Here is a 26,438-nt window from a genome sequence, read left to right on the forward strand (position 1 = left end):
CACTCCTCCTAGTCGTGGCCGCCGACGCCCTGGTCGCTGGTGAGAACGCTGCCCGACATGCCCGCGAGCTTCGGCCGCGCCGAGACGAACGGGGAATCCGCCTTGTTCTGCCGATCGACCTCACCGGCGTAATCGTTCAGCGCCTTGGTGATCTCGCCCTGATCCTTGCGAATTTCTTCGTTGAGCTCGTCGATCCCCTCCTTCATGGAGTTGATGACCTGCTCCGCTGTGCCGCCGTTCTTCTTCACCGCTTTCACACCCTTCTGCGCCGCACCTCCCACGGCCGAGGCCGCGCCCACCGCCGCGAAGGCCACCGAGGCACCACCGGTGAACGGGATGGCCCCGATCGCCGCGACCGCGCTGGCCACCGACAACGTGAACTCAAGATCGCTCTTGCTACAGCTGGCCACGTTGTCCAGCGCATTGAGAGTCTGATCAGCGATGTGGACTATGTCCGTTCGCGTTTTATCCCAAACCTCCTGATCCGCCTCGACCGCACCTTTCATAATCCCCAGCACCAGGAACTGGTTGCTCGCGATGGCGGGAAACGGGTCGAGGAAGTTGGCCTTGAACGCGTGGGCGGCCATCCCGCTCCAGTCGTTCAGATCATCGGCCGCCGTCTCGATCGACCGCAGGTCCTCGTTCGCACCGATGGAGTCCCCGCTGATGGGGTCCCTCATCTGCGCACCGTTCGACAGAGAGCTCATGGCACCGTGCAGCTGATCGATGATCCCCTGGTAGTTCCCCGGATCCGGAATTCGGGTGAACGGCTCGAACAGGGGTGTCGCGCAGTCCTGGTACTTCTCCTTGATCCTGCCGTAGTCGGGTCTGCCACCGTACTGGGCCAGCTGGCGGTATTCCGCGTCGACGGCGCCTTCCTCGATCTCTTTCGCCTTGGACATCAGCTCGTCGAAACTCATGAGTCCCCCTCCGGCTTCGGGGTGCCCTGCTCCTCCATCAACCGATCCAGCTCGTCCGAAACTCCTTGATCGGCCTCCGCGTACATCCGCACCGTTTCGTGCAGCGCGTCCGCGGTCTCGTCCAGGCTGGTTTTGGTCGACTTCAGCACACCGGTGATCGCGCCGTGCAGCTGGCCGTACGCCTGGGCCATCGAACCGCCCGAGCCCTGGAACTGCTCCGGCACGCCGGACAAGCCGTTCACCGCGCCCTGTGCGTCCTCGCACTGGCCGAGCGCCTTGTCGTAGACCCCGGACACCGTGGGCAGGTAGTCCTTGGCGACCTTCTCCAGGCGGTACAGGTCGACGCCGAAACCCGATCCGCTGTCCGTCATGTTCGCTCCTCGTATCGGCTACAACCAGGGCAAGCTACCAGCCGACCGGGCGCTGCCCGGCCCATTCGCGGAACTCAGCCCGAAACCCAGCCGAGCAATGGAAGCTGGCAGTACACAGCGGAACGTGCCGGTAACTCACATCGGACAACAGCCGTACCTATCCGTGCGAATCGAAGGTACGAACACTGGACTTGGACAGTGCTCGAAGTTCTAGGCTGCGAAGTATGCGGACTTCCGGAACGACGCCGCGAGTGAGCCGGGAAGAGCTGGGATGGCAGGGCTTCGGGGCGATGCGACTGCGTGACGCGGCGGCCGAGGACCCCGATCGCGATCCGGTCGCCGTGATCGACGCGGCGCTCGACGCGGGGATCACGCTGCTGGACGCCGCCGACGCCTACGAGAACGAGGAACTGGTCGGCCGGGCGATCCGGCCCCGTCGTGACGAGGTCGTGCTGGCGAGCAAGTTCGGACTGGTGTGGGACGACGCGATCGCGGGCGGCTTCGACGTGCGGGCCGACCCCGAATACGTGCGGCAGGCGAGTGAGGCGATCTTGCGGTGACTCGGCGTCGAGACGATCGACCTCTACTACCCGCACCACCGCAGCGACCGGGTTCCGATCGAGGAGACCGTCGGGGCGGTCACCGAGCTGATCGAGCAGGGCAAGGTACGAGCCCTCGGATTGTCCAATATGACCGAAGCGGATCTGCGTCGGGCGCACGCGGTGCATCCCGTCGCGGCGTTGCAGGAGCAGTGGTCGCTGGCCAACCGCGACTTCGAGCGGCGACTGCTTCCCACCGCCGCCGAGCTCGGGATTCCGGTGGTGGCCCACTCGCCCAACGGCCACGGGCTGCTGCACCGGAACGGCGAGGCCGCCGAACCGGGGATCGAGGACACACGCGCCGCCCTGGACGAGATCGCCGAGGAGCACGGCACCACGGCGGGTCAGGTGGCGCTGGCCTGGGTGCACCACCGGGAGCGGGTGCACGGCGTGCCGGTGGTCCCGCTACCGGGAACCACCAGTGTCAGCCACCTCCACATGAACACAGCGGCGGCGGAGCTGAGCCTTTCCGGGGAGGAACTGCGGCGGTTGGATGCCCCGCCCCGGCCCGGCGATTTCGCGAGAAATCGACGCCCCGGTGACAACGACCGACCGTCGCGCTTCACGACCCACGACATCCGACGAGAGGGCTGAATTGTCGAGACCACCGAACAGCGGGATCACCGTGTCCGCGGCAGACGTCGAAGCGCCGGAAAGCGTGGTTCTGCTGCGCGAGTACTTCGCGGAGATGACCGCCCGCTATATCGGTAGGAAGCCCACCGACTCCGAGGTCGAATCGGCGATCGCCGAGGATCCGAGCGTCGACCTTTCGGGCGATACCGGACGCTTCCTCGTAGCGCGCGAGAACGGACGCGCGGTGGGCTGTGTCGGTCTCCGGCACCACGACGAGCACACCGGAGAACTCACCAGGATGTTCGTGGTCGAGCCGAGCAGGAGGCAAGGCTTGGGCGTGTCGCTGCTGCGCGCCGCCGAGCGGACCGCCGTGGACCTGGGTATGCGGGCGATCCGGCTCGACACTCGCGGCGACCTGGTGGAAGCCCGGAAACTCTACGCGGCCAACGGCTACGAGGAGATCGAACCGTACTCCGACGCGCTGTACGCGGACCACTGGTTCGAGAAACGGCTGTGAGCCAGGGCCGCTCGCATATTCCCAGGGGAAATACCGCGCACCGCGTATTGACAGCCGCCCTCGCCAGGAGCGGAAACTGTGGGTGAGTAGTCCGCCACGAAGGTTGGTGAGGCGATCATGACTACTTCGACCATTCAGAACTGGCATCTCAAGGGCGTGTGGTTCGACGCGTGCAAGTGCGCGATCCCCTGCCCCTGCTCGTTCGCCCAACCTCCCACCTACGGCGACTGCAGCGGCATCCTGCTCTGGCACGTCAGCGAGGGCAATTACGGCGACACCGCGCTGGACGGACTCAACGTCACGATGCTCGGCTCCTTCACCGGAAACCCCTGGGAAAGAACCCACACCGACCCTTACGCCGCCGTGTTCATCGACGAGCGCGGCGACGAGGACCAGCGGCAGGCCCTGCAACTGATCTTCGGCGGCGAGGCCGGCGGCTGGCCCGCCGAGTTCGGCGCGATGTTCGGCCCGGAGATCCTCGGCATGGAGTTCTCCCCCATCGAGGCCACGTTCGAGGAGGACTTCGCCCGGTGGAGCGTGCGCGTACCCGGCAGGGCCGAAGCGGAAGTGGAGGCGCTGACCGGACCCACGACGGCCGAGGGGAGCAGGGTGGAGGTCCACAACCTGCCCGGGGCTGAGGTCGGGCCCGGCCAACCACCCGCCGTCTGGGGCAGGGCCGTCAGCGACCACGCCGACGCCTTCGGATTCCAGTGGGACCGGTCCGGTTACTCCAGCAAGCTCATTCCCTTCGAGTGGGCGGGACCGGACGCGAAGTGACGAGCAGAACTGGGGCTCGGGTCGTTCCGGGACCGGGTTGGTTGTCCGGCACCGAAGTCCTGCTGGCGGTCGTGCTGCTCGTCTTCACCGCGCTGGCCTGGCTGCTGACGCACAACCTGGCCACACCGGGGATGCGACTGGGCATCCTGACCGGGATGCGGCCGATGACCCCGTCCGGTTTCGAATGGACCCGGTTCGGATTCTTCCTGCTCACCTGGCTGATCATGATGACGGCGATGATGCTGCCCGGCATCACGCCGTTCACCATCGGCATGAGCAGACTGCTCCGGGTTCGCCAGGCGGGTACCGGCAGCGTGACCGTCCTGGTCGTCGGCTACCTGCTCGCCTGGCTGCTCACGGGGCTTGCGGCCTACGCGTGCCTGCGTGCCTTCGACGCGCTGGCGATGGCGGGCAGCGCCACGGCGGCCCGTTCGGGCGCCGTCGTGCTGGTGGCCGCCGGACTGTTCCAGTTCACCCCGCTGAAGCAGTGGTGCCTGGTGCACTGCCGGTCACCGATGGCACTGCTGATGCGGCACGGGCAGCGGGCGGTCCGCAGCAGACGCGGCGCGCTGCTGGTGGGGTGCGGGCACGGTGCCTACTGCATCGGCTGCTGCTGGGCCCTGATGCTCGTGCTGCTGGCCGCGGGCATGATGAGCCTCGTCTGGATGATCGGTGTCACCGCCGTGATCACCGTCGAGAAGGTGCTGCCGTACGGCAGGCAGGCCAGTTACGCGGTCGGAGCGCTCCTGATCGGGGCCGGTCTCGTCCTGCTGGTCCTGCCCGGGCTGGTCGGCACGGTCGCGTAGCTCGCCAGTGCTCGGGGCTCAGTCGTTCCGCCGCTCCCGGAGCTCGATCCGCTCCGCCAGATAACCGGTGACCGTCCAGGCGAGATCCCGGTCGGCGCCTTCCCGAGCGGGGGACGGGGTGGGCGCGAAATCGGGTTCTTGGCCGAACAACGAGGAAACCTCCGGCCGAGATGGCGGCCTCGTCACCAACCACTCCACTGATCGGGTCAGTTCGTCGGACAAGTACCACCGGTCACCGGACAAACGTACGCGTCGTACGGCTCGGTGCGACTGTCGAACAACGAACGGTGGTTCTCCCAGTCGTAGCGGCACCACCGGGCCGCACAGAGCACAGTGACGTGAGAGGCACCGGCCTCCTTGAGGGTGACCGCAGCGGACTGTGCTTTCGCTCCCGAGGTCCAGGTGTCATCGACCAGCAGGACGTGCTTGCCCGCCACACGATCACGGTAATGCTCGGGAACGGCGAAACGGTCATCGCGCACCGTGCGTTGGCCCGACTCGATTCCCGGTCCCAGATCCAGGGTCAGCCGTTTGTCGGCATCGTTGTGGAACGCGACCTGCCGTGCGAGCCGAGCCACCGGATGTCCACGGCCTGGATTGTTCGCCGAGGGTACGAACGTCACCGCCTGCCACGCGCGGCCGGGCGAAACGGCGATGCACGATGCGTGGATGGTGGTGGCAGTCATGATCATCAGGCAGAGGTCTTCGACGCTTTTCTCCGCGACCGGAGTACGTTTGTAGCTCACAACGGTGTGAGCCGACTGATGGATCCCCTGGGGACGATTTCCGCACACGTAGGTCAGTGGCAGGACTTGATCAGCGAGCTGGTCACCGAACTCGGCGCGATGTGACGAACAGACCCCACAACGTGCCGAATCCGACGAGAAAACCGGACCTGTACACACCGAACACGTCTCACCGCTGTGCCGAACCGTGTTGCGGAAAAACCCACCGACTCGGTCGAGCAGAGCGTTTCGGAGTGTCTCGTGCAGCTGCGAACCGTTCATGACACGGGAGCGGCAAGCAGTCTTTCCACCTGCTGTTTTCCGGAAACGATCTGCTCCACGGCGCTGACGGCGGATCGAGGGCTGTCGACCACGAACACTCCGGGCTGTCCGCGCAGCGAGGCTCCCCAAGCGGTTCCCCTCACCACTGGATCCAGCAGAATCACGGGCCGTCCGTGCTCCACGGCCGTACGTGCCTGGATACGAGCGCCGCTGTGCTCACCGGCCTCCACGACTATCGTCGCGATTCCGTACGCACTCATCGTGGCGTTACGCATGGGAAAGGTGTGCTTGGCCGGTGGTGAATCGGGCCAGAACTGGGACAGCACCATGCCCTCACGGGCGATCCGCTCCTGCAATTCGCGATTCGCCGCTGGATAGACCCGTCGGATGCCGTTGCCGATCACTGCGACGGTCCGACCGCCGTTCTCGAGAGCCGTGTTGTGTGCGGCGGTGTCGATCCCCGACGCCAACCCGGAAAGCACGGTGAACCCGGCCTCGACCAACCTGGCCGATATGTCGACGGCGGTGTCCCACGCGGCGGGTGAGGCCTTACGAGAACCGACCACGGAGACCGCGTTCTCGCGGGGAACGCGCGTGCCACGCACGAACACGAACGGTGGGAACTGGTTCACTTCCCTGAGTTGCTGCGGGTACTCGTCGTCCCGGAAAGTGATGAAGTCGAACTCGGCGGAGCGCCAGGCGGCTATGTCTTCCTTAGCGGATTCGATCTCTGGTTCCGTATCATGGAACACTTCGGCATCCGCGTCGAACAGGGAGGGGACACCGAAGCGCTCCCAAACTGCGCGGGCACTTCCCGCATCGACCACCTCGGAGGTAATCCGGGACCACGTCATGCTCTCCGGACGAGCACGAAGCAGAGCGAGCAACGCGGCCCGTTCGTCGTCATCCCAGGAACTCATACTCGACACCATACGGCTGTTCGGGCTACCACGTCCGGCCCAGGGGGTAGCGGGAACAGTTGGGATCTCGCCTGCTCGCATACGGTCTACCACCCCCGCGACTGCCTCGAAGGCTGCTTCGCTTGGACAATCCCCTCAAGTTGAGGCCAGAATATCGAACAAGGGTTCGACTCACCAGGACAACGGCGAAACTCGCACCGGAATCACCCTGTTCAGTGAGGTCGGCTTCACTGCCGTCCCCTCAACTACCTCAGCGAGACTGAACGGCACTGCTCCCCGCACATCCGGGCGTTCCTCTCGAACGAACGAGAAACGTGGGCAACTCCTCACCGCACCCAGCGGCGGAAGCCCGCCTCGGCGTCGAGCACGTGTCCCGTGACGGTGGTGGCCCGCTCGTCGAGCAGCAGCTCGACCACGCCGGCTGCCTCCTCGGGGGTGTTCCAGCGCCCGCGCGGGAGCGCCCGGCCGACCGAGGCGGTCAGCTCCTCGGTGGCCCAACCGGTGTCGGTCGGCCCCGGATTGACGCAGTTCACCGTGATGCCGCGCTCCACGAGCGCGTCCGAGAGGGTGAGGGTCAGCTGGTGCAGCGCACCCTTGGTGGCCGCGTAGGGGATCTCGCCGCTCATCGGCGCCAGGTGCTGGCCGGAGGTGAAGAGCACGACCCGACCCTCGTGCCGGCCTTCCCCCTGCTCGTCCTCCCGGTACCGCCGGGCGAACTCCCGCACCAGCAGCAGGCTCGCCCGAACGTTGACCGCCCAGCACAGGTCCAGCTCGGCCGCGGACAGCGCGTCGAGGTCGAAATCGGAACTGCGGGCGTGCGCCAGCACCAGGGTGTCCACGGAGCCGAACCGCTCGGTGGCCTGCCGCAGCAGCTCGACCGGGGCCTCGGGCTCGGCGAGATCCAACTCCACGTGGGAGAACGTCTCCGCGTTACCGCCGAGCTCGGCGCGGAAATCCGGCGCAGCGGTTTCGGTCCCGCTGCTCAGACCCAGCTCCACGTCGTGCGGCGACCACCCCTGAGCACAGACCCGCACGTCGGCTGAGAGCAGCCGTCGCGCGACCGCGAAGCCGATGCTCTGCCGCCGACTGACACCGGTGACCACCGCCGTACGTCCCGCCAAACCCATGCGGTGAGCCTCGCCGGGTACGGACGTGGCGTCAACTCGGTTTCCGGTGGGGCGTCGATTTCTCGCGAAATCCACGGCCGCCCGCGCCCCGACCACCCAAGCCACAGTCCTCACGGCGTAGATTTCTCGCGAGATCGCCGGGCCGGGAGGGCAGTCGCGGGGTCGCTCAGCGCTGGTCCGGCCCCAGCGGCAATGGATCGATCGGCTGGTCGTTCGGGGTCATGTCGATGCCGAAGTCCCTGGCGAAGACCATGCGGGTGTCACGGATCATTCCTTCGACGCTCTCGTCGAGCTCGAACACCCGCGCGCCACGCAACCGGTGCTCCTCATCCCCGCCGAGCCCGTACGGGCCGAACCCGGTTCCGGAGGAGTAGCCGAGCAGTACCCCGTAGTAGTCGCCCACGTAGGAGTTCACGTGGTCGTGGCCGCAGAACACGCCGCGCACGTCACCGCGCTGCTGGATCGCCGTGAACACACCGCTGTTGAACGGACCCGGACACTCGGCCTCGTTGCGCTCGCCGACGATTCCGTGCTTCTCGACTGCCCGTTCGTGATCGGCATCGGAACGGCCGTCCACACTGGAGAACCACATGAAGCGGTGCTCCCAGAGCGGGATGTGCATCCACATCAAACCGGGAACCTTCCCGCCCGACCTGCGTTCGAGGTGCCGTGAGGTCTCCGAGTACCACTGGATCTGGTCCGGGTGCACCCAGCCCCAGTCCGGATACCCCTGGAAATCCTGACCGGCGATCGACTCGGGCGCGTAGCGACCGGAGTCCAGCAGCCACAGCGCGAACACCGGGCTGCCGCCGCGCGACCCGCTCACCGGCAGCACCATGTCGCCGGTACCGGTGACGTCGCGCGGGCCGCGTTCGTTCCGGTTGTGCCGGTAGGTCATGTAGAAGTCGAGCATGTCCTCCTCGGACATGTCGGAGAGTCGCTCGGAGTCCTCGTCGTGGTTGCCGAAGGTGATCGCCCACGGAATACCGCGCGACTCCATCGGGGTGACCACGTTGTTGATGGCCTGCTTGACCTGCAGTGCGCTGTCACAGCCCCCGGTGATGACATCACCGTTGATCAACGCGAAGTCCGGCTTCTCGGAATCGAGCGTGCGCTCCATCAGCTCGATGGTGCGCCGATCGGTGCGTTCGTCGTCCTGCGTGTCGTTGAACTGCACGATCCGGAACGTGCCGTCCGAGCGGAACCGCAGTTTCGGTTCCGGTGCCTCGAAACCGCGCCGGGGTTCCGCACCCGCCATCGCCGGTGCGGCCACGGCGGCGGCGGTTCCCGCCCCGGTGGCCCGCAACAACGCACGTCGCCCGACAGTGCCCGTTTCCTCGCTCATACCCGTCCCCGTAGTCCGGTTTCACCTCGACCCGGTCGAACCTAGGTGTGCGGGATGACCCCTCGATGGGAAACGCGGAAACGCCGGGTGAAAACCGCGTGCCCACCACGGCGTCGATTTCTCGCGAAATCGCCGGGCGGGGAGGAGGGCTTCGGGGCGGTTGGTCCGCGGGGAAACCCGACTCGGCTCCGTTCGGAGCAGTCATCAGGACGCGTCGGTCGTAACCGGCTACCGCGAACATCGGCACTCGGGAATTCACTCTTGCCATGATCCGACCACCGGCACCTAGCCTCCGAATAGGTATAGACCAAATCGGAGGGTGGTTATGTCAGGCATGGATCGCCGTCGTTTCCTCGCGGGTTCCGCGGCTGTGAGTGGCGGAACCGCGGTGGGTGCCCTCACCGGCACGAGCGCCGCCGCCGAACCCGGACCGGAAGCCGGCCAGGAACGAGGTCACGACCGGGTGCTGGTGCACGTGAACAACGTCGGCCACGACCCCGAATCGCCCAAGACCGCCGTGCTCGCGGCCGGGGACCGCGAACCCATCGCCTGGTGCTTCCTGGTCGACAACGAGACCGGCGAAATCGCGGCCCGGCGCAGGCCACATCACGCCGGCCGGGTCCGGGACTGGGGCGAGACTCGCTACTGGACGGTCGACTTCTCGGAGTTCACGGTCGAGGGCGAGTACGTGCTGCGGGTCGGCGCCGGGAACCACACGCGCGGCGAATCCGTGCCGTTCCGGATCGAACCCCTCGCGCTGGAACGGGACACGCTCTCCGACGTGGTGCACTGGTTCAAGTCGGCGCGCTGCTCGGGCCGGTTCGACCGGGCCGACCACTCGCTGCCCGTCGGCGAGAACGGCTCGGGAGACATCGACGCCCACGGCGGCTGGTACGACGCGACCGGCGACTTCGGCAAGCACTTCACCCAGCTCTCGCGGCACAGCTACTTCAACACGCTGTCCGTCCCGCTGACGGCCTGGGTGCTGTTCAAGGCCCACGAACAACTCACCGCACGGGACAACGAGGAGTTCACCCAGCTGCGCACCTGGTTGTGCGACGAGGGGCTGTACGGCGCCGACTACCTGAACCGGGTGAAGCGCCCCGAGGGCACCTTCTGCCACTCGGTGATGCAGCCCGGGCCGCCCAAGGACCCGGCGCTGCGATTCCTGAAAACCACCGAACAAGACGGCGAGGTACGGCAGGTCAACCACCGAGAGGGCGCGGGGGCCGCCATCGCGGCGCTGGCGCTGGCCAGCACCTCCGACGACTCCGGTGAGTACGACTCCGCCGAGTACCTGCGCACCGCCGAAACGGCCTTCGAGTACCTGCGTGAGCACAACGTGGAGCTGACCAACGACGGCGTGGAGAACATCCAGGACGACTACAACGCACTGATCGCCGCTGTCGAACTCCACCGGGTCATCGGAAAGAACACCTACCGCGAGGCCGCCGACGCGCGAGCGGACAACCTGATGAACCGGCTGAGCTCCTGGCGCTCCTATCGGGACTACTGGCGCGCCGACGACGGCGACCGCCCCTATTTCCACCCCTCCGACGCGGGACTGCCGGTGACGAGCCTGCTGAGCTACCTCGACATCGCCGACTCCGCGCGAACCACGCGGGTGCTGGAAGTGGTGCGCCGCTCGCTGTCCTTCGAGATGTCGATCACCACCGAGGTCACCAACCCGTACGGCTACGCGCGCAACCTGGTGCAGGACGGCACGGGAGACCGGCACAGCTCGTTCTTCTTCCCGCACGACGTCACCCCACGTCCGGGCGACGAGTGGTGGCAGGGCGAGAACGCGCGGATCGCCTCGCTGGCCACCGCCGCCCGGCTGGCCGCGAAACGGTTCGACGGCGAGTTCGCCGGGCGGCTGCGGCGCTACGCGGCCGACCAGCTCGACTGGATCCTGGGACGCAACCCGTTCGGAGTGTGCATGCTGGGCGGCAGCGGCCGGAACAACCCCCGCTACATGTGGAAGGGCTCCTGGCAGTTCCTCAACACGGCGGGCGGAATCGTCAACGGCATCACCGGGGAGAACGCCGACGGCAGCGGGATCAGCTGGAATCGGGGTTATGCCGAGACCGGCAAGGACTGGGACTGGCGCTGGACCGAGCAGTGGTTGCCGCACACCACCTGGTACCTGTTCGCGGTCAGCGTCGGATGAGAGCTTCACCTGTTTCGTAGCTGGTCGGGTAGCCGTCACGTGAGTCGGCGCCTTGCCGCGTTGGGCCGGCTCTTGAGTAGCGACCTACGCGGCGAGCGCCCCGCCCTCGCGATGCATCCGACTCACGCACCGGGGACACCCACGCTGCGTCAGTTCATGGTCGCTGATCCGCCGGAACAGCGGAAAACACTCCAGCTACGCGTCATCGCGAGAGCCGCACGCGAGAACCCGCAGCGGTGCCGACCGCGAGGATGGTGGGAGTGCGGCACCGCGAGTGCCGCGGCCGCGGCGATTTCTCGCGAAATTGACACCATCCGCACCGTGCGGCCCTCGTGTGGCGTCAATTTCTCGCGAAATCGCCGCCGCCCCGGTGGGGGTCACCCGCGCGCGGGTTCGGCCGCGTCGGTGTCCGGGTCCTCGCTCCCGCTGGGCCTGCGGGACCAGAACGAGGCCACCGCCGCTCCGGAGAGGTTGTGCCAGACGGAGAACAGCGCGGCGGGCAGCGCGGCCAGCGGGGTGAAGTGCGCGGTGGCCAGGCTCGCGGCCAGCCCGGAATTCTGCATCCCGACCTCGACGCCGATGGCGCGGCGGGACGCCTCGTCCAGCCCGGCCAGTCTGGCCGCGCCGTAGCCGAGCAGCAGCCCGAAGGCGTTGTGCAGCACCACCGCCAACAGCAGCAGCGCGCCAACCGAGGCGAGCGTGCTCGCGTTGGCGCCGACCACTGCCGCCACCACGGCGACGATGCCGAGCACCGAGACCAGCGGCAGCAGCGGCAACACCCGCTCGACCAGTCTCGGCAACGCGGCCCGGACCCCGATCCCCAGCACCACCGGAATCAGCACGACCTTGACGATCGACCAGAACAGGCCGATGAAGTCCACCGGCAGGCTGGAACCGGCCAGCCACAGCACCAGCAGCGGGGTGAGCAACGGAGCCAGCAGGGTGGACACCGAGGTCATGGTCACCGACAGCGCGACGTGCCCCCTGGAGAGGTAGACGACCACATTGGACGCCGTGCCGCCCGGGGTGGACCCCACCAGGACCATGCCCGCCAGCAGCGCGGCGGAGAACCCGAAGGCGCTGCCGATGGCCCAACCGGCCAGCGGCATCACCAGGTACTGCGCCACCAGCCCGATCAACACCGCCCACGGCCTGCGCAGCACCAGTGAGAAGTCCCGGGCGCGCAGCGTGAGCCCCATGCCGAACATGATCAAGCCGAGCAGCGGGGTGATGGCGGGGGAGAGCGTGCTGGTGGCGCCGGGAAGCAGCATCCCCACGACACCGCCCAGCAGCACCAGCAACGCGAACCAACTGCCGACGAAATCCGCGGCGCGACGCAGCACACCCATATCGCCGAAACCTCCCCACCGTGAAAGCGCACCACGGCCGGGCACCGTTCGCCGGGCTCGACCGAGAAATCCACGACTTTCCTAGCAGGGCGGATGACCGGTGTAAACGCCGATCCCGATGCGCGGAAAGCGACGAGGCTCACCCCGTGGAAAACCGTCCGATCCGCCACGGTGCGGAATTCGATTCGTGCTCGACCGGTGACCGATCGAGTGGAAATGTCCTTCTTTCGGGGCTGGTGCGGATGCCGACATGGGGGATCGGCGGCATGCTGATCTCGTCGCAACGGTTTCGAGAGGAATTCGGTCGAGGAAGAGATGAGCACACCGGCCCGCAACTCGCCCTTCGTCGGGCTGCACTGGGGCACCATCGTGGCGCTGGGGATACTGGGACTGATCCAACCGGCGCTGGGCATCCTCCGGGTCTACGAGACGCTGGGCAGGCCCTGGAGCCCGATAGCGGTCACCGTGCTCGTCGCGGCGGTCTGGGTGGCCGTGGTGGTGCTGCGCAGGACAACGCGTCCGGTGCTGACGCTGACCATCGTCGGCACGCTGTACGGGGTGCTGACGATCGTGCTCAACTGGATCGTGCGGATCGTCTTCTACGGCAGCACGGCGCCGCTACCCGGCCCCGCGATCGCCAGCATCGTGCTGGCCAACCTGCTGGGCGGCGCGCTGCTGGGGCTGCTCGCGCTGGTGATCCTGCGAATCATGAGCAGGCGGGGCCGCTGATCGCGCGGGACGCCGCTCGGGATTTTCCGAGCGGACTGCCGGAACACTTCGGCGAAACCCGTCGTTGATGCTCACCGGGAACGCCCCGAGCACCGCCGACCAGCGGGTCCCCCTTCCGGTCCCGCGTGGACCCGTAAGGCTGTGAGCCCCCCTCGATCACGGGGAGCGCCGCTGACGGCACACCTCTCCCGTGGTCGAGGGGGAGGTGAGACAGCTTTGGTTTCGCTGCCGGGATTCGTTCATCCCCGCAGGGGAAACGACGGGGGTTGTCTCGCCGGAACGATTCAACCGACAGCCGGATTCTCCGTATACCGGAATTGTGACTTCGGAGCTCACCCCGCGAGCCGGATTAAGGGCTCGCCGGTCCGGGGGTTACGCGCAGCGCGGCGATGATGGGCCGATAATGCGCGAGCATGAGTGCCAGGGCTTACCAAGTACGGGGCCGGGTCCGCCTAGATCCCGCATTGCCTGACACGCGGACTTCACCCGCTCTGACCGGGGGCAAACGGCTGTGAACCGTCTCCAGGACGTATCCGACCCGCGGCCTGCCTGGATCGGCCACGGCGGAGAGCGTATTCCGTGCTACACTCGGCACTGTTATTTCAACTCTTGGCGGATTGAATATAACACGGTTGACCTCCGGTGATCACCGGGGGTCTTCTCGTATCTCACGTTCCGTGCACGGCGAGGCGGGCGAACGAAAACGCCCGACCGGAGCGTTCCGGCCGAGCGTCAGGAACAATTCACGAGCATCGGAAATCGGCGATCGTGTTTGGCGCTCCTCGAATTCGTCGTTTCGCGGAGCGCGTTCGTCGTTCGCCGCTGTCAGGCGAAACGGTCGCTCTTGAGGGCGTCGAGGAATGCCGAGCACTGTGTACCGGTGACGGTGAAGTACCCGGCGACACGGCGAACGAATCGCGTGCGCGGCCACGTCATCGGCCGGTTCGCTCTGCCTCGATCGCCCGCTCGATGCCACGGAGCAGCCGCTGCCGCTCCTTGTCGGGGGCGTAGCCGCCCTTCGTGTAGTTGCGGGCGAACTCCTCGACGAACTCCGTCGGCTCGTAACCGACCAGCTCGCGGATCGGCGTTCCGTCCGACGCGGCCCGCTCGAACAGCTCGGCGAGATCCTCGAACTCCGAGATCGCGCTCTCGTTGTCGGCGGGAACGAAATGCATCAGGTACCGCTCGATCGCCTCGACCGCCGTGCGGTAGTCCTCGGGAAGTCGCCTGATGCGCGCCTTGTACTGCCGGTAGCGCCGCTTGTCGCCGATCAACTTCGAGACAATCATGATCATCTGCCCCCTTCGCGGAGCTGTTCGAGGCGTTCGGAGAGGAATCGCCAGGCCGTCCAGAATTCTTCGAGGTGTTCCCTGCCCTGGTCGTTGAGGGAATACACCTTGCGCGGCGGACCTTTTTCCGAGGGAACCTTCGTCACGTCGACGAGGCCGCGCTTCTCGACCCTGACGAGCAGCGCGTAGACGGTGCCCTCCGCGATGTCGGAGAACCCCTGGTCCCGCAACCACGCGGTGATCTCGTAGCCGTACGCGGGTCGACCGGCCAGGATCGCGAGAACGACACCTTCCAGCGTGCCTTTGAGCATCTCCGTCGTCTGCTTGCCCACGGCAACGCCCCTCCGTCTACTCAGTTTTACTGACTACCAGTAGATAGTAACACTGAATAGTGAAGTGGCAAGCCCCGCGACGAGGGAGAACCCGGGCCGGACACGAATCGAGTCCCCTCCCGGGAACGGGAGGGGACTCGATGAGTCCGGGATCGGACTTCGCGGTGAGCGGGTCGGTGCTCTTCGGCGCGACAGCGCTACCGGAGAATCAGCCCTGCTTGACCGCACCCATTCCGTTGCTGGGCAGCACCGGGTAGGCCACCCGCACCCCGGCCTGGTCGAAGCTGTGCTTGAGCCGGGCACGCAGCGCGCGGCCGAGCGCCCACTGCTCGCCGGGCTTGACCTTGACGATGATCCGCACGGTCACCGAACCGTTGCCGATGCCGATGACCCCGCTGAGGTCGGGCTTCTCCAGGATCTTGGAGCGGAAGTCGCTGTTGGCGGCGAAGTCCTCGATGGTCGACTCGATCACGCGCTCGGCGTGGGCGATGTCGACGCTGTAGTCCAGCGGGAGCTCGATGACCGCGTTGGCCCAGTCCTGGTTCATGTTGCAGACCCGCATGATCTCGCCGTTGCGCACGTACCACAGCCCGCCGTTGAGGTCCCGGATCTTGGTGATGCGCAGCGTCACGGCCTCGACGGTGCCGACGGCGTCGCCCGCGTCGATCACGTCACCCACGCCGTACTGGTCCTCGACCATCATGAACACGCCGGACAGGAAGTCCTTCACCAGGCTCTGCGCGCCGAAACCGATGGCGAGCCCGAGCACGCCCGCGCTGGCCAGGATCGGCGCGAGGTTGATGCCGAACTCGCCGAGGATCATCACGAAGGCCACGCCGAACACGATCGTCGTGGCCACGCTGCGCAGCACCGAACCGATGGTCTGGGCGCGCTGCTGCTGCCGTTCGCCCGCGTTGTCGGTCTCGGCGCCGTTGCGCCCGACGAGATTCCCCGCCCTGGCGGTGGCCTGGTTGATCCGCTGGTGCGAGCTCACCATCCGCCGCACGCCCTGGGTGATCACCCGCCCCAGCACGGCACGCAGCACCACCGCCACGAGCAGGATGATGACGACGTTGACGAATCCGGAGAACAGCGCCCCGGAATTGTCGTTGAACCAGTTCACCACCGGATCGGTCACGCTCGCCGCGGGCGCGGCGGCGAAACGCGTCGTGGCATTCGCGGCGATCAGCAACGAAACGACCTTTCTCGCGTGTGAGACAGCTGTTACGGCTCGCGCGACTCACCCGAACAGCGGAGCGCAGCACCTGAACAGAGGAGCGCATCCTGAGCCGTTTTCACGATCGAGCGGCGTTCATCCTGCCAAGGACATCACGAAATGGCAAAAAACCGGTATCGCCGCACCGGAAAACCGGATTCACCACGCGAAAAGTGAACATCGACCGAGGTCGGGCGTGCTTCAGAGCCGCGCGAACAACGCGACGGTGCCCAGCCCGAGCCCCGCTGCCGCCACACCACCGAGAACCGTCCCCAGCACGTACCGGGCGGCGTGCGAACGCGCGCCGGAGGTGTAGAGCCGGACGGTGTCCTGCCCGAACGTGCTGAACGTGGTCAACGCGCCGCACAGCCCCACCACCAGCAGGGTGCGCAGGCCGGGGGAACCGAAACCGTCGAACACGGCAGCACCGCCCGCCAACAGCGCGATCAGGAACGAGCCCACCACGTTGACCGTGAACGTGCCCCAGGGAAAAACGGAACCGGGGCCGCGCCGCACGCCCAGGTCGATCCCGTAGCGCAGCACCGCGCCCGCCGCGCCGCCGAGCGCCACCAGCAGTAGGGTCATCACGACTCCGTTCCAGGGGCGGTGTCGGGGACGTTGTCGGGGGCGGCACCGGGACCGCGTCGCCGCGCACGCGCGACGACCGTCCTGGCCAGCATCGCGCCGCAGATCACCGCGGGCAGCGCCAGCAGCACCGTCAGCAGCAGGTACAGCGCGGCGTGGAGCGGCTGTCCGGTGACCAGCAGGCCGCCCGCATCGGCCAGGTAGCTGGAGAAGGTGGTGAAACCACCCAGCACCCCGACTCCGAAGAACGGCCGCAGCAGGTGGTGTGGCTCGCCCGCTTCGAGGAACACGGTGAAGGCACCGATGACCAGACATCCCAGCACGTTGACGGTCAGGGTGGGCCAGACGGCACCGCCGTCGGCGTGCGGCAGTGCGAGCGAGACGCCGTAGCGCAGCGACGATCCCAGCGCTCCGCCGAGTGCGACGGCGGCGAGCACCCGCGACCGGTGCGAGATCAGGACGTTGGGCAACACGGACTCCCTACCCGGAGGTTCTCGAACGGGTAGGGACCGTCGGCGAAGCGAACCCCGCGGTTGGTTCCGGCGGGCCCCACCGCCGGGATCCGCTCGCGCGGACCACGGCCAGTGTAGCGATCCGGGGCGCCAGAACACCTCGGAAAGCGACGTGACACACAGCGGGACCGACGAACAACGGGACAGCCGGACTGACTCACGGGTACTTGCTCACGGGTACTTGCTCACGGGGATGCTCGCTCAGGCCGGCGTGGGCTCGGCCGCGAAGCCCGAACGACGGCGGCGGTAGGCCAGCACGGCGATCACCAGCAGGCAGAGCAGCACGGCGGTGGTGGGCAACCCGCCCTCGATGCCGAAGGCACCGCCGTTGAGCAACGCGCTGCCGCCCTCGGCGGGGCGCGTGTCGGCGAGCGTGGCCGTGAGGTTCATGCCGGACACCTCGACGCCGTAGACGTTTCCCTGGCACCAGTTCCACACCGTGTGGAAGGCGCACACACCCCACAAGCCGCCCTCGGCCAGCGCCCAGTACGCCAGCACGAACGAGATCAGCACCAGGTTCAGCAGCGGCAGCGGACCGAAACCGGTGTTGAGGCCGTGCAGCAGGGTGAACACCACCGCCTGTGAGACCAGCGCGGCCGTGAGCCCCCACTTCCGCCAGGTGACCTGCATCAGGTAGCCGCGGGTGAGGATCTCCTCCGTGCTCGCCTGCACCACGAAGCCCAGCAGCGTCAGCGCGAGCACGCCCACGATCGCGTAGCCCGCCCCCGAGCTCTCGAACACCAGTTGGTCCGCCGCGACGTTGCCCAGCACGAGCACGCTGATCGCCAGCAGGGCCACCCCCGCGCCCAGTGACGCGGAACGAACCGGACTCCGAGAAGGCAGGAACCCGACGCTGCCGAACGGCCTGCCCTCCTTGAGCGGCAACCACAGCACCAACCCCAGCACGGAACCGATGAATCCGCAGGTCAGGGCCACCTGAGAGGCGAGACCGAGGCGCATGCTGGTCAGGACGGACAGATCACCGGTGAACACCACCGCCATCGCGAAGGCGATGGCGCTGACGATCTGCCCGAGCACGAAACAGCCGAGCACCACCAGGATCCCGACCACCGCGCCGGTCGGGCGGCGCGCACGCAGTATTCCCCGGAGCAGCGGGGACGCCGGGCGGGTCGCTCCGTCTACGGCTTCTGAAGTGTCCACTGTGCCTCAACCTGGATCGGGAACGCGGTGACGACATTGTCCCGTGGGGCGACGAGGGACGGAAAAGCGCGGTGCCGGTCGTGTCGGACGGCTGGTCCACCGTGACTGGAACACGCGGCAGGGCCGAGCACGAAGATCGCGCCCCTACCGCCGAGACGCCAGCCGTGCTATGACACGAGCGCCCGCTTCATCACCCTGTGGGGCAAGCGGGGCTCGTGCCGTGCTACCACGAACACCGGGGGATTTCCTTGCCGAGACGCCGGAGAACCACGTTAATCACCATCGGCCTGCTCCTGTCGACGTTGGCCGCGTGCTCGGGGGGCTCCGGTTCCGGGACGGAGTCCACGCGCTCCCCGTACGAGGACCTCGATGACGCGTCCGACCTGGGCCCCCGGTGTTCCGGAGGGGTCGGGAACGGCTATTCCGAGGCGGCACGGTACTCCGGCGAGGGCCCGCACAGGGCGGCTGTCTTCCTGGGAGCTCACGAAACCGAGGATTCGGGCGGATATCCCGTGATGCTGCCGGACCTGGATGCCGGTGCCGTCCCGGTGGGCAGAAGCACCCCCGCCTCCAGCGTCGCGTTGTTGATCTGCGGCGAGGGCGAGCGAGGCGAGGAGAGCGTGGGCTCCTGCTCGTACATCGGTCTCAGCGGCTCCCTGCCGATGCGCTCGCAGGAGTACGTCTACACCGTCTACGAACTACGCACCGGACGTGTCGTGGACACCATCAGGGAGGATTCGCGAGCTCAGGACTGTCCGGACGACATCGGTTACGACTTCGAGGACCAGGAGGACAATCCCGACTTCGTTTACGCGCAGATGTCGGATTTCGAGGTGGCGGACGTGCTGGAGGACGTGATCACGGGCCCGGCCCGGTGACGTGGCCGAGTTCGTGCACGCTCGGATCAGCACGCCTCCAGCACCCGGTCCCCGTACTCGGCACACCAGAGGTCGATCAGCTCCTCGAACAGTCGGACTCCCCGCGCCAGCGATTCGACGACTTCGAGCAGGGCTTCCCGGTCGAGCGTGCCGGTGTCGAGCGCTTCGACGAGCCGCCGCGCGGAGTCGTCGAGCGTGCCCAGCGCCTCGCCCCAGGTCTCCGCCCGCCGACTGTCGGGTGGCTCGGGGAACTCACCGGCCTCGGTCACGGCTTCGGCCAGCCGGACGGCGCTCCCGCGTACCTCGCGCACCTCGGCGTTCGACCTGATGTCGTCACCGAGCTCGACCGTCGCCGAGCTCACCGCTCGGAGGTGTCGCGAACCCCCACGCCGGAGCCAGACACGTCCGGGCTCGGTGCCGCTCGCCGACTCGGTGCTGTTCGATCCGTCGCGCTCCGCTTCGGCCACCGGGACCGACGATTCCTCGCCGGTATCGGGCGCGTTCGGCAGGGCCAGCACGACGACCGAAGCAGCCGCGATGACCACCGCGACGATTCGCCCCGCGCGACCGGATTTCGGTATCCCCGCACCGACCGGTGTCCGGACGAGCTTCGGGGCGCGGGCGCGGTTCCACCTCCGCAGCTCCCGGCGGACGGTGCTGCCGAGCAGATATCCCACGAGGGCCGCGACGGTTCCCTCCACCGTGACGACGCCGAGCACCGTCGCGGCGTACTCACCGCTCGTCGTTCCCGGACACCGCGTCGCCGTGGCGTGCAGCGGCGGCACGCACGCACCGAGGCGACCGAACGCCCACATCGCGCAGCTGACAGTCAGCCCCGTGGTCGCGGCGGTGAACAGCGCGTGCGCGAAGCCGGACCTCCGGAACAGCACGGCGGCGACGACAGCGGCCACGGCGAACTGCACGGCAACCGCTCCCGCGAACTCCCACCCGGAAAGCACCGCCCGGAACGCGTCGGTGCTCCGCTCCGACAGCGGGACGGTGCCGCGCATCGCCGCCTTGACCGCGAGATCGAAGACCAGCCACGCTGCGGCACCGAGCAGCCCGCTCAGCAGCGCGAATCGAATCCGCGTGCGGTGCGCCAGCAGCAGCGGAACCGCCCACAGCAGCACCAGGCCCGCGCACAGCGCGAGGTTCCGGGCGGCGAATCCCAGCACGACGGGATTCCACGTCGCCGAGAGCAGCGCGTGATCCAGGCCGGTCCACGCCGCCTCGGCGGCGAAACCGGTGATCGAAGCACCGAACTGACCGAACACGGACGGTGTCGGGCTCAGGCTCTCGAAGAACGCCCACAGCTCCAACCAGGACCAGCCGATCAGCGACACGGCAGTACCGATGGCGGACCAACCGACAGCTCGGCCCCACGCGAGCCGGTTGCGATGCAGCAGGAGCGAGCACCGGTGCACCCACCGGGACAACAGCACGAGCTGGACGGCGAGCAAACCACCCGCGAGGAGGACGACGGCCCCCGGAAGCGGATCGCGAAGGGTGGACAGCGAGAGTCGTTCCCCCAGCAGCGCACCGACGACCACACCGACACCGATTCCGGCCGGGTAACCCCGTGCCCTGCCGCCGGCCCTGGCGACCGCCGCCCCGCGCACCGCCGCGAAGCCCACGAGCAGCGCGACGAAGACTCCCCACACCGCGCTCAGCGACCGGAGAACATCGAGCGGTGCGCCAGCGGTGACGATGGGTATGGCGAACTGGACGAAGCCGAGCTGCAGCACGACCCCGGCGGCGAAGTACTCACCGACTCCGGGCCGGAACAGCGCGGTCGGCTCGGCGAGGGCGGCGACGCGGCTCGAAGGAGTCGGATGCCTGCGCAGCCAAACCGGTGGCCATCGGGTCACCGTGCCCGACAACGTGGGTAGGCACAGGCTCGGGTCCGCAGAGCCCAGCCAGGCCGAGACCCGCACGTCCGCGTGGTGCTCCCGCGTCCGCAGCAGGGCGTCGCGGAACAGGTGGACCAGCAGCACCAGACCGGCTACGCGCCAGGAGATCTCGAACGAACTCCGAAACGAACCGTCCTGCCAGGACACCCACAGCAGGCCGACCGCCATCGGCGCCAGAGCCGTGAGCAGGAAAGACCGCCACACCGCCAGGGCGAAGTAGGTGGTCGGCACGTCCCGGTCGCGCACGTGCGCCAACTCGTGCAGCACCACGGCTCGGAACGACGCGGGATCGGTCCGGAACAACGTCAGCAGTCCCGCGTCGAGCCGGACGTAGCGCCTGCGCCCGTCGCCGAAGGCGAGCCCGCCCGCACGCGGGTCGAGCGGATCGATCAGGAAGACCGGAGCGCGGGGTAGTCCCGCCTCGACCACGAGACTTTCCAGGTACGCGGCCAGCTCCGGGCTATCGGCGGAGCGCAGCTCCACCAGCCGCTGCCGCCGGATGCGCCACCACGGTTGCAGCCGGTAGAGCAGCACCGCGACCGCGAGCATCCCCAGCAGCGCCAGGGCTGTCCACAACAGACGGTCCGACACGCGCTCCGCGAGGCATCCGGCGAAGCCGTCGTAGCGCTGTTCGGCATCGGGCCGTGGCAGGGGATGCTGCCCCGGGTAGTACCCGGAACGCACCTGGCACCGTTCGAATTCGCGAAACCAGGCGGCGAGGCCGGAAGGCAGCAGCACCCAGTGGATCGTCGCCGCTGTCCCGAACGCCAGGGCGATCAGTGAACCGAAGTGGACCGTGGTGCCGCTCGGAGCCCGCAGCCCCGCCACGGAAGGCCGCGTGCTCCGATTCGTACTCGTTATCACCGGGATCTTCCGATCGGGTTCATCCCCCGCGGCGAAGACTCCATCAATCGGTCCGGTCGAGGGAGTCCACGATGGCGCCGACGAGCAGTCGCACCCGGTCCTCGGAGAGGCCGAGTGCCCTGGCGCGGGCCTCGGCGACCTCGCGCACCCGCTCCCGCTGCTCGTCGGTCAGCGGCCCCGCCGTCACCGGTTCCGCCGTCACCGGTTCCGTAGTCGACCCTTCCGTCTCGGACCCGTCGTCGTTTTCCACTTCGGCACGTCGACGGAACCGGGCACGGATCCGGGACAGCAATCGGTCACCGCCGCGCACCACGGCGTCCCCGGACCTGTCGACCAGCTGGTCGTAGACCGCGGCGGCCACCGCCAGAGCAGCAGGTGACAACAGCGCCACCACGGTGTCGATCCCGGAGCCCAGGGCTTCGTCGCCGCGCCGCCGAATCGCCGTCGCCCGCTCCGGATCGCGCAGGAACTCCTCGCTCGCGGCCGCGAAGAAGGGCAGTTCCTCGGGCGCCAACGACTCGACGACGCGACGCGCCGTGGTCACCGTGAACTCCCGCCGCTCGTCTTCGCCCACCAGTCAGCCCCCAGCAACGATCAGCCCGAGAACCGATTCTCATCGACGACGACTCGCACTGTCACTCGGCCGTCCGGATTACGTGTGCGGTGGAGAGCAGCGCGATCGGCGGAAGAACCGCTGGTGACACCAGCGGCTCGGAGAACGACTCACCCGTAGGTGCGCTCGGCGCGCTCGGCGTTGGCCAGGATCGCGTCGTGGACGAACCGGGCACCCCCGGCCCCCACCTCGCGCTCGTAGGTGGCCGTGAAGCGCTCGTCGGCCAGATACATCTCGGCCAACGAACGCTGCATCCCGTAGGAGCACTCGTAGAACCAGCCGGTGATCAGCCCGCGGTGCCGCTCGGCCAGCTCCATCGCGCGGGTGCTCGTGGCGGACTCGCCGTCGGCGAGCGCAGCGGCGAAGTCCCGGTGCAGCTCCCGCTGCTCCGCGGCCATGCGGGACCAATCGTCCTTGGTGTAGGAGGCGGCGCGGCGCCGCGACTCCCGGTAGGGCTCGGTGCCGCCCCAGCGCCGCTCGGCCTCCTCGGCGTGTTCGTCAGGGTCGAACCCGCCGAACAGTTCGAACTTCTCCTCCTCGGAGAGGTCGATTCCCATCGTGTTCGCCTCCAGTTCGAGTTCCACGGTGGTGAGCGTCGCCCGCAGCCGAGCTATCCGCTCGGTCAGCAGGCGGTGCTGCCGCCGCAGCTGGTCGGTGGGGTCACCGCCGTCGAGGATCTCGGCGATGTCGGTGAGGCCGAACCCGAGTTCGCGGTAGGCGAGGACGCGCCGCAGCCGTTCGAGATCCGCGTCGGAGTACTCGCGGTGCCCCGCCGTGCTGCGCCCGCTCGGCGACAGCAGTCCGATCTCGTCGTAGTGGTGCAGCGTGCGCACCGTGATTCCGGAGAGCCGCGCCACCTCGCCGACACCGCGGCCCTTCCCCGCTGCCGAATGACCCATGTTCGTTCACCTCGCTGACCACCCTGCTCCCTCACGCGGCGTGAGGTTCAAGTACGAGTCCGTCCCCGGTTCCAGCGGGCCCGACCGCGCCGCTGCCGGGGAACGTCGAGCGGTACCGGTCACCGGCTGGCCACCCGCCGGTAGCGCGCCACCGACAGCGGGACGAACACGGCGATGATCACCAGCGAGGAGCCGACGGCGTAGGGGACGGCGTGCTCGGCGGGCCAACTGCTCGGTGGCGGCATCCCCACCCGGATCGGATTGCCGAACAGCTCCCGCAGCGCGTCGGCGTTGACCGTGATCGGGTTCCACCGCGCGAACACCCGCAGCGGCGTGGGCATCGACTCGGCCGAGACGAAGACCGAGGATATGAAGGTCACCGGGAACAGCCACAGCAGTCCGGCGCTCTGCGCCACCTCCACGGTGCGCGAGATCAGCCCGATGAACGCCCCCACCCAGGACATGGCGAACGAGAACAACAACAGCACCAGGTAGCCGGTGAGCACGTCGGTGGGGTCTCCCCGCAGCCGCCAGCCGATCAGCAGGCCGCAGAGCGACATGATCACCACGGACAGCAGGCTGACCGCGAGATCGGAGCTGGTGCGGCCCAACAGCACCGCCACCCGCGACATCGGCAGCGCGCGGAACCGGTCGACGATGCCCTTCTGCAGGTCGTTGGTCAGGCCGATCACGGTGAACGAGGAGTTGAAGGCCACTGTTTGCACGAAGATCCCGGCGATCAGGAACTCCCGGTAGCGACCACCGCCCAGGCTGCCGCCGAACACGAAGGCGAACAGCAGCACGAACATGATCGGCTGCACGGTTCCGGACAACAGCCAGTCGGGATTGCGCTTGATGTTGAGCAGGTTGCGCCAGGCGACCACGGAACTGTCCCGCAGGCTCGGTGGAACGACGGTCACTCTCGGCCTCCCCGCTCCGCGCGCTCGGCTGCCCCCTCCGACGACTCGGCGGCAACCGCCATAACCTCGTCGGACAACCCGGCACACCCAACGGTAAGCCCCGGAAACACCTCATCGAGGATTACGACACGAACACACCGAGATCGGTAATCATCGCCTCGGATCGCGATAACACTCGGTCGAACGTCAGTACCACTGGCCGGGTTGCCACTGCACACAGCTCGGGCGTTGCCCGGTACGACAGTACTCGGTGATGGCCTCGCGGACCTGCTCCAACGGCAGCGAGGCCGAGGAGGGGAACCACAGGTCGCCTTCGGGGTCGAACAGCAGCGGGGGCGTTTCTTCGGTGGTGTGGGGGTTATAGGAGTCTACAAGCGCGCCGTCCGGCGCTCCTGGATTGATGTAGTTCAACGCCGCCCATGGTTGGTCGGCAGGGCAAGCGATACGCAACCGGCCGTCCGCAGGGAAAGCAGGGCCGTCTTCGTCGCGGATCGACCGGCAGGGACGGTCCCACACGTAGATCTCGCAGATCGGCAACGGCGGCTCGGTGAGGACGGTCTCGATCAGCTCGGCGATCTCGTCAGATGTGTACGCGTATCGGAACAGGTGGCGAAACACCACGGTAACCACTGTGCGCGTGTCGATGCTGGTCACGGTCGAGCCTTTCCTCGCAATTCGATCGGTTTCGTCGCGCCGGGTTCCCACACCACGAGCGTGGATCCTTGGGGCAGGATGGCTTGCACCGCCGCGCCGCACCCTCGCTCCATGTCGCAGATCGGATTGTTCAGCACGACGACGCCGTGTGTCTGCCCGCGCTCCTTCATCCGTTGGGCGTATTTCACCTCAACGTGCGTGAAGACGGCGGGGGCGCCGCGATCGTCCGTGCTGAACCAAGTGGAATCGTGCAGATTCAACCGGGCGCGCTCGGATACCTCTTCGCGTCCGCTGGTTTCGGTGAGTTCGGTGCCGTCCTGGTCGTAGGTGAGTCCGGTGGTCTGTCCGCCGGTGTGCTCGGGCAGTCGCTGGCGGACCTGGTCGATCCAGGAGTGGTCGCGGGAGGAGTCGGTGGGGGTCCGGGGTGTGGTCGAGGGGTGGGGCAGGCTCGGCGGGGGCTGTTCGCTGGTCACGCCGAGGGTGGCGAGGTAGCTCACCAGGTGCCCTCGGGTGTTGTCGGACAGCGCGAGTACGTCGTCGATGAGCTCGCGAGCCTGTTCGAGCAGCGCCACGGCCTCGGCCAGTTCGGGTGAGGTGCTGCCCTGGCCGATCTCGGTCAGGGTGGGTAGGGCGTATTCCTCGATCCAGGCCCTTGCTGGGTGCAGCTGCTCCGGCGGCAGTTGTCCGAGCATGGCGGCGAGGGTGTTGCCCACCTCCTCCACATGGGACATATCGGGCTCCTACAACACGACGGAGAAGGTGCTGACGTGTTCGGCGGCCTGCGCTACGGCTTGGACCGCCTCGCCCGCCTTCTCGTGGGCGATGCCGAACAGCCGCGATGCCTGCCGCACATCGTGGTTGGTGCTGGTCCCAGCCACCTGATTCAGCTGCCCACACAGTTCGTCGAGCGTGGTCTGTATGGCCTGTAACTCGCCTGCGGGCGCGGTGTCGATGATCTGCTGAAGCTGGCCACGGATCTCGTCGAGCATCACGAGCTCTCCTATCAGCAGGGGACGACAGCCAGGGCGGGTGAGGCGACTAGCCCCAGTTCTGGATACCGCCCGGCCGGACGGGGAAGGGGATAGACCGGCCGGACGGCGGACGGCCCAGCACCGGAGATCGGGGTCTCCACGGTGCCGAGCCGTGGCTCACAGGGCGCGGAGACCGGCGAGAATGCGAGCAAGAGTGGTCTGGTCGCGGAACCACCCGCGGGGTGTCGCTCCGTCGTTGCTCACCGAGCAGGTACCTCCGTCATGGCGGTAACCGCCAGGGGTCCGCACCGAGTGCGGCCCCGGTACCGCGAGATCGCCGGACAACACGGGCACGTGTCCCGGTAGTCGGCAGGGGCGGAACCCGTGTCGGCCGAGGTAGGGCCGGTTCTTCCGGGCGGTCACG

At 67.7% G+C, this 26,438-nt stretch carries 28 protein-coding genes and 1 pseudogene; 7 read left to right on the forward strand and 22 right to left on the reverse strand.

Annotated elements, in window-relative coordinates; translation table 11 throughout:
• Positions 1 to 8: 8 nt before the first annotated feature.
• Both BM394_RS19830 and BM394_RS19835 read right to left on the reverse strand, forming a co-directional pair.
• Positions 9 to 920, reverse strand: a complete 912-nt coding sequence (locus BM394_RS19830; RefSeq protein ID WP_092980747.1) for a hypothetical protein — start codon at positions 918 to 920, stop codon at positions 9 to 11.
• Entirely contained in the window at positions 917 to 1,291 is a 375-nt protein-coding gene (locus BM394_RS19835) for a hypothetical protein (RefSeq protein WP_092980749.1), read from the reverse strand. Before BM394_RS19835 ends, BM394_RS19830 begins: the two co-directional genes overlap by 4 nt.
• A gap of 290 nt (positions 1,292 to 1,581) precedes the next feature.
• Here BM394_RS19835 and BM394_RS19840 point away from each other — a divergent pair.
• From BM394_RS19840 to BM394_RS19855, 4 genes and pseudogenes are all read left to right on the forward strand, one after another.
• Positions 1,582 to 2,484: pseudogene (locus tag BM394_RS19840) on the forward strand (aldo/keto reductase).
• A 31-nt stretch (positions 2,485 to 2,515) separates the two neighbouring features.
• Positions 2,516 to 2,980 carry a GNAT family N-acetyltransferase gene (locus BM394_RS19845; protein ID WP_217643610.1) on the forward strand — a complete coding sequence of 155 codons (465 nt, stop codon included), beginning with the start codon at positions 2,516 to 2,518 and terminating at the stop codon, positions 2,978 to 2,980.
• 117 nt (positions 2,981 to 3,097) lie between these two features.
• A complete protein-coding gene (locus BM394_RS19850; protein ID WP_092980751.1) occupies positions 3,098 to 3,757 on the forward strand; it encodes a DUF1326 domain-containing protein in 660 nt (219 codons plus the stop codon).
• Positions 3,754 to 4,563: a DUF2182 domain-containing protein gene (locus BM394_RS19855; RefSeq protein ID WP_217643611.1), complete on the forward strand. Its 810-nt coding sequence runs from the start codon at positions 3,754 to 3,756 to the stop codon at positions 4,561 to 4,563. Before BM394_RS19850 ends, BM394_RS19855 begins: the two co-directional genes overlap by 4 nt.
• 18 nt (positions 4,564 to 4,581) lie before the next feature.
• Here BM394_RS19855 and BM394_RS22915 read toward each other — a convergent pair whose 3' ends face one another.
• From BM394_RS22915 to BM394_RS19875, 5 genes are all read right to left on the reverse strand, one after another.
• Entirely contained in the window at positions 4,582 to 4,749 is a 168-nt protein-coding gene (locus tag BM394_RS22915) for a hypothetical protein (protein WP_175530189.1), read from the reverse strand.
• Positions 4,750 to 4,769: 20 nt separating this feature from the next.
• Complete coding sequence (locus BM394_RS19860; RefSeq protein WP_139235274.1) at positions 4,770 to 5,309, reverse strand: ComF family protein; 540 nt, start codon at positions 5,307 to 5,309, stop codon at positions 4,770 to 4,772.
• 257 nt (positions 5,310 to 5,566) lie between these two features.
• Entirely contained in the window at positions 5,567 to 6,490 is a 924-nt protein-coding gene (locus BM394_RS19865) for a DNA-processing protein DprA (protein ID WP_092980755.1), read from the reverse strand.
• Between the two features lie 326 nt (positions 6,491 to 6,816).
• Positions 6,817 to 7,617: an SDR family oxidoreductase gene (locus BM394_RS19870; protein WP_092980757.1), complete on the reverse strand. Its 801-nt coding sequence runs from the start codon at positions 7,615 to 7,617 to the stop codon at positions 6,817 to 6,819.
• Between the two features lie 166 nt (positions 7,618 to 7,783).
• Complete coding sequence (locus tag BM394_RS19875) at positions 7,784 to 8,962, reverse strand: metallophosphoesterase family protein (RefSeq protein ID WP_092980759.1); 1,179 nt, start codon at positions 8,960 to 8,962, stop codon at positions 7,784 to 7,786.
• A 325-nt stretch (positions 8,963 to 9,287) separates the two neighbouring features.
• Here BM394_RS19875 and BM394_RS19880 point away from each other — a divergent pair, with 325 nt between their 5' ends.
• Positions 9,288 to 11,132: a glycoside hydrolase family 9 protein gene (locus tag BM394_RS19880; protein ID WP_092980761.1), complete on the forward strand. Its 1,845-nt coding sequence runs from the start codon at positions 9,288 to 9,290 to the stop codon at positions 11,130 to 11,132.
• A 377-nt stretch (positions 11,133 to 11,509) separates the two neighbouring features.
• Here BM394_RS19880 and BM394_RS19885 read toward each other — a convergent pair whose 3' ends face one another.
• Positions 11,510 to 12,481, reverse strand: coding sequence for a bile acid:sodium symporter family protein (locus BM394_RS19885; protein WP_092980763.1), 972 nt, complete (start codon positions 12,479 to 12,481; stop codon positions 11,510 to 11,512).
• Between the two features lie 315 nt (positions 12,482 to 12,796).
• Between BM394_RS19885 and BM394_RS19890 the strand changes: the two genes are divergently transcribed.
• Positions 12,797 to 13,210 (forward strand): hypothetical protein, encoded by a 414-nt coding sequence (locus BM394_RS19890; RefSeq protein WP_092980765.1) that lies wholly within the window; start codon positions 12,797 to 12,799, stop codon positions 13,208 to 13,210.
• A gap of 932 nt (positions 13,211 to 14,142) precedes the next feature.
• Here BM394_RS19890 and BM394_RS19895 read toward each other — a convergent pair.
• The 6 genes from BM394_RS19895 to BM394_RS19920 all read right to left on the reverse strand — a co-directional run bounded on the left by BM394_RS19895 (position 14,143) and on the right by BM394_RS19920 (position 18,305).
• On the reverse strand, positions 14,143 to 14,499 hold the full coding sequence (locus BM394_RS19895) for a DUF1048 domain-containing protein (RefSeq protein ID WP_217643612.1): 357 nt from the start codon (positions 14,497 to 14,499) through the stop codon (positions 14,143 to 14,145).
• A gap of 2 nt (positions 14,500 to 14,501) precedes the next feature.
• Positions 14,502 to 14,831 (reverse strand): PadR family transcriptional regulator, encoded by a 330-nt coding sequence (locus BM394_RS19900; RefSeq protein WP_092980769.1) that lies wholly within the window; start codon positions 14,829 to 14,831, stop codon positions 14,502 to 14,504.
• Positions 14,832 to 15,039: 208 nt separating this feature from the next.
• Positions 15,040 to 16,023, reverse strand: a complete 984-nt coding sequence (locus BM394_RS19905) for a mechanosensitive ion channel family protein (protein ID WP_092980771.1) — start codon at positions 16,021 to 16,023, stop codon at positions 15,040 to 15,042.
• 225 nt (positions 16,024 to 16,248) lie between these two features.
• Positions 16,249 to 16,632 carry a fluoride efflux transporter FluC gene (locus BM394_RS19910; RefSeq protein ID WP_092980773.1) on the reverse strand — a complete coding sequence of 128 codons (384 nt, stop codon included), beginning with the start codon at positions 16,630 to 16,632 and terminating at the stop codon, positions 16,249 to 16,251.
• Positions 16,632 to 17,105: a FluC/FEX family fluoride channel gene (locus tag BM394_RS19915; protein ID WP_342752757.1), complete on the reverse strand. Its 474-nt coding sequence runs from the start codon at positions 17,103 to 17,105 to the stop codon at positions 16,632 to 16,634. Before BM394_RS19915 ends, BM394_RS19910 begins: the two co-directional genes overlap by 1 nt.
• A gap of 240 nt (positions 17,106 to 17,345) precedes the next feature.
• The gene (locus BM394_RS19920; protein WP_245780325.1) at positions 17,346 to 18,305 is read right to left on the reverse strand and encodes a CPBP family intramembrane glutamic endopeptidase; all 960 of its coding nucleotides are present in this window, start codon (positions 18,303 to 18,305) and stop codon (positions 17,346 to 17,348) included.
• 512 nt (positions 18,306 to 18,817) lie between these two features.
• Here BM394_RS19920 and BM394_RS22575 point away from each other — a divergent pair.
• A complete protein-coding gene (locus BM394_RS22575; RefSeq protein ID WP_139235275.1) occupies positions 18,818 to 19,183 on the forward strand; it encodes a hypothetical protein in 366 nt (121 codons plus the stop codon).
• Between the two features lie 26 nt (positions 19,184 to 19,209).
• On the opposite strand, the gene BM394_RS19930 is transcribed toward BM394_RS22575, so the two are convergent.
• From BM394_RS19930 to BM394_RS23100, 8 genes are all read right to left on the reverse strand, one after another.
• Positions 19,210 to 21,957 (reverse strand): M48 family metalloprotease, encoded by a 2,748-nt coding sequence (locus tag BM394_RS19930; RefSeq protein WP_217643613.1) that lies wholly within the window; start codon positions 21,955 to 21,957, stop codon positions 19,210 to 19,212.
• A 43-nt stretch (positions 21,958 to 22,000) separates the two neighbouring features.
• On the reverse strand, positions 22,001 to 22,501 hold the full coding sequence (locus BM394_RS19935; RefSeq protein ID WP_139235276.1) for a hypothetical protein: 501 nt from the start codon (positions 22,499 to 22,501) through the stop codon (positions 22,001 to 22,003).
• A gap of 179 nt (positions 22,502 to 22,680) precedes the next feature.
• The gene (locus BM394_RS19940; RefSeq protein ID WP_092980781.1) at positions 22,681 to 23,469 is read right to left on the reverse strand and encodes a MerR family transcriptional regulator; all 789 of its coding nucleotides are present in this window, start codon (positions 23,467 to 23,469) and stop codon (positions 22,681 to 22,683) included.
• A gap of 119 nt (positions 23,470 to 23,588) precedes the next feature.
• Complete coding sequence (locus BM394_RS19945; protein ID WP_092929870.1) at positions 23,589 to 24,389, reverse strand: ABC transporter permease; 801 nt, start codon at positions 24,387 to 24,389, stop codon at positions 23,589 to 23,591.
• A 186-nt stretch (positions 24,390 to 24,575) separates the two neighbouring features.
• Positions 24,576 to 25,043 carry an Imm1 family immunity protein gene (locus BM394_RS19950; protein WP_092980783.1) on the reverse strand — a complete coding sequence of 156 codons (468 nt, stop codon included), beginning with the start codon at positions 25,041 to 25,043 and terminating at the stop codon, positions 24,576 to 24,578.
• On the reverse strand, positions 25,040 to 25,774 hold the full coding sequence (locus BM394_RS19955) for a DddA-like double-stranded DNA deaminase toxin (protein ID WP_092980785.1): 735 nt from the start codon (positions 25,772 to 25,774) through the stop codon (positions 25,040 to 25,042). The genes BM394_RS19950 and BM394_RS19955 overlap by 4 nt, the downstream gene beginning before the upstream one ends.
• A 9-nt stretch (positions 25,775 to 25,783) precedes the next feature.
• Positions 25,784 to 26,032 (reverse strand): hypothetical protein, encoded by a 249-nt coding sequence (locus BM394_RS19960; RefSeq protein WP_092980856.1) that lies wholly within the window; start codon positions 26,030 to 26,032, stop codon positions 25,784 to 25,786.
• A 159-nt stretch (positions 26,033 to 26,191) separates the two neighbouring features.
• On the reverse strand, positions 26,192 to 26,438 hold a 247-nt coding region (locus BM394_RS23100; RefSeq protein ID WP_217643614.1), incomplete at its 5' end, for a hypothetical protein.

Source organism: Actinopolyspora lacussalsi subsp. righensis (assembly GCF_900116555.1).
Classification (GTDB): domain Bacteria; phylum Actinomycetota; class Actinomycetes; order Mycobacteriales; family Pseudonocardiaceae; genus Actinopolyspora; species Actinopolyspora lacussalsi.

Bases quoted from the DNA above. Each gene is read 5' to 3' on its own strand.
- BM394_RS19830 (WP_092980747.1), bottom strand. From the start codon at position 920: ATGAGTTTCGACGAGCTGATGTCCAAGGCGAAAGAGATCGAGGAAGGC.
- BM394_RS19835 (WP_092980749.1), bottom strand. From the start codon at position 1,291: ATGACGGACAGCGGATCGGGTTTCGGCGTCGACCTGTACCGCCTGGAG.
- BM394_RS19850 (WP_092980751.1), top strand. From the start codon at position 3,098: ATGACTACTTCGACCATTCAGAACTGGCATCTCAAGGGCGTGTGGTTC.
- BM394_RS19865 (WP_092980755.1), bottom strand. From the start codon at position 6,490: ATGAGTTCCTGGGATGACGACGAACGGGCCGCGTTGCTCGCTCTGCTT.
- BM394_RS19870 (WP_092980757.1), bottom strand. From the start codon at position 7,617: ATGGGTTTGGCGGGACGTACGGCGGTGGTCACCGGTGTCAGTCGGCGG.
- BM394_RS19875 (WP_092980759.1), bottom strand. From the start codon at position 8,962: ATGAGCGAGGAAACGGGCACTGTCGGGCGACGTGCGTTGTTGCGGGCC.
- BM394_RS19880 (WP_092980761.1), top strand. From the start codon at position 9,288: ATGTCAGGCATGGATCGCCGTCGTTTCCTCGCGGGTTCCGCGGCTGTG.
- BM394_RS19885 (WP_092980763.1), bottom strand. From the start codon at position 12,481: ATGGGTGTGCTGCGTCGCGCCGCGGATTTCGTCGGCAGTTGGTTCGCG.
- BM394_RS19890 (WP_092980765.1), top strand. From the start codon at position 12,797: ATGAGCACACCGGCCCGCAACTCGCCCTTCGTCGGGCTGCACTGGGGC.
- BM394_RS19895 (WP_217643612.1), bottom strand. From the start codon at position 14,499: ATGATTGTCTCGAAGTTGATCGGCGACAAGCGGCGCTACCGGCAGTAC.
- BM394_RS19910 (WP_092980773.1), bottom strand. From the start codon at position 16,632: ATGACCCTACTGCTGGTGGCGCTCGGCGGCGCGGCGGGCGCGGTGCTG.
- BM394_RS19940 (WP_092980781.1), bottom strand. From the start codon at position 23,469: ATGGGTCATTCGGCAGCGGGGAAGGGCCGCGGTGTCGGCGAGGTGGCG.
- BM394_RS19955 (WP_092980785.1), bottom strand. From the start codon at position 25,774: ATGTCCCATGTGGAGGAGGTGGGCAACACCCTCGCCGCCATGCTCGGA.
- BM394_RS19960 (WP_092980856.1), bottom strand. From the start codon at position 26,032: ATGCTCGACGAGATCCGTGGCCAGCTTCAGCAGATCATCGACACCGCG.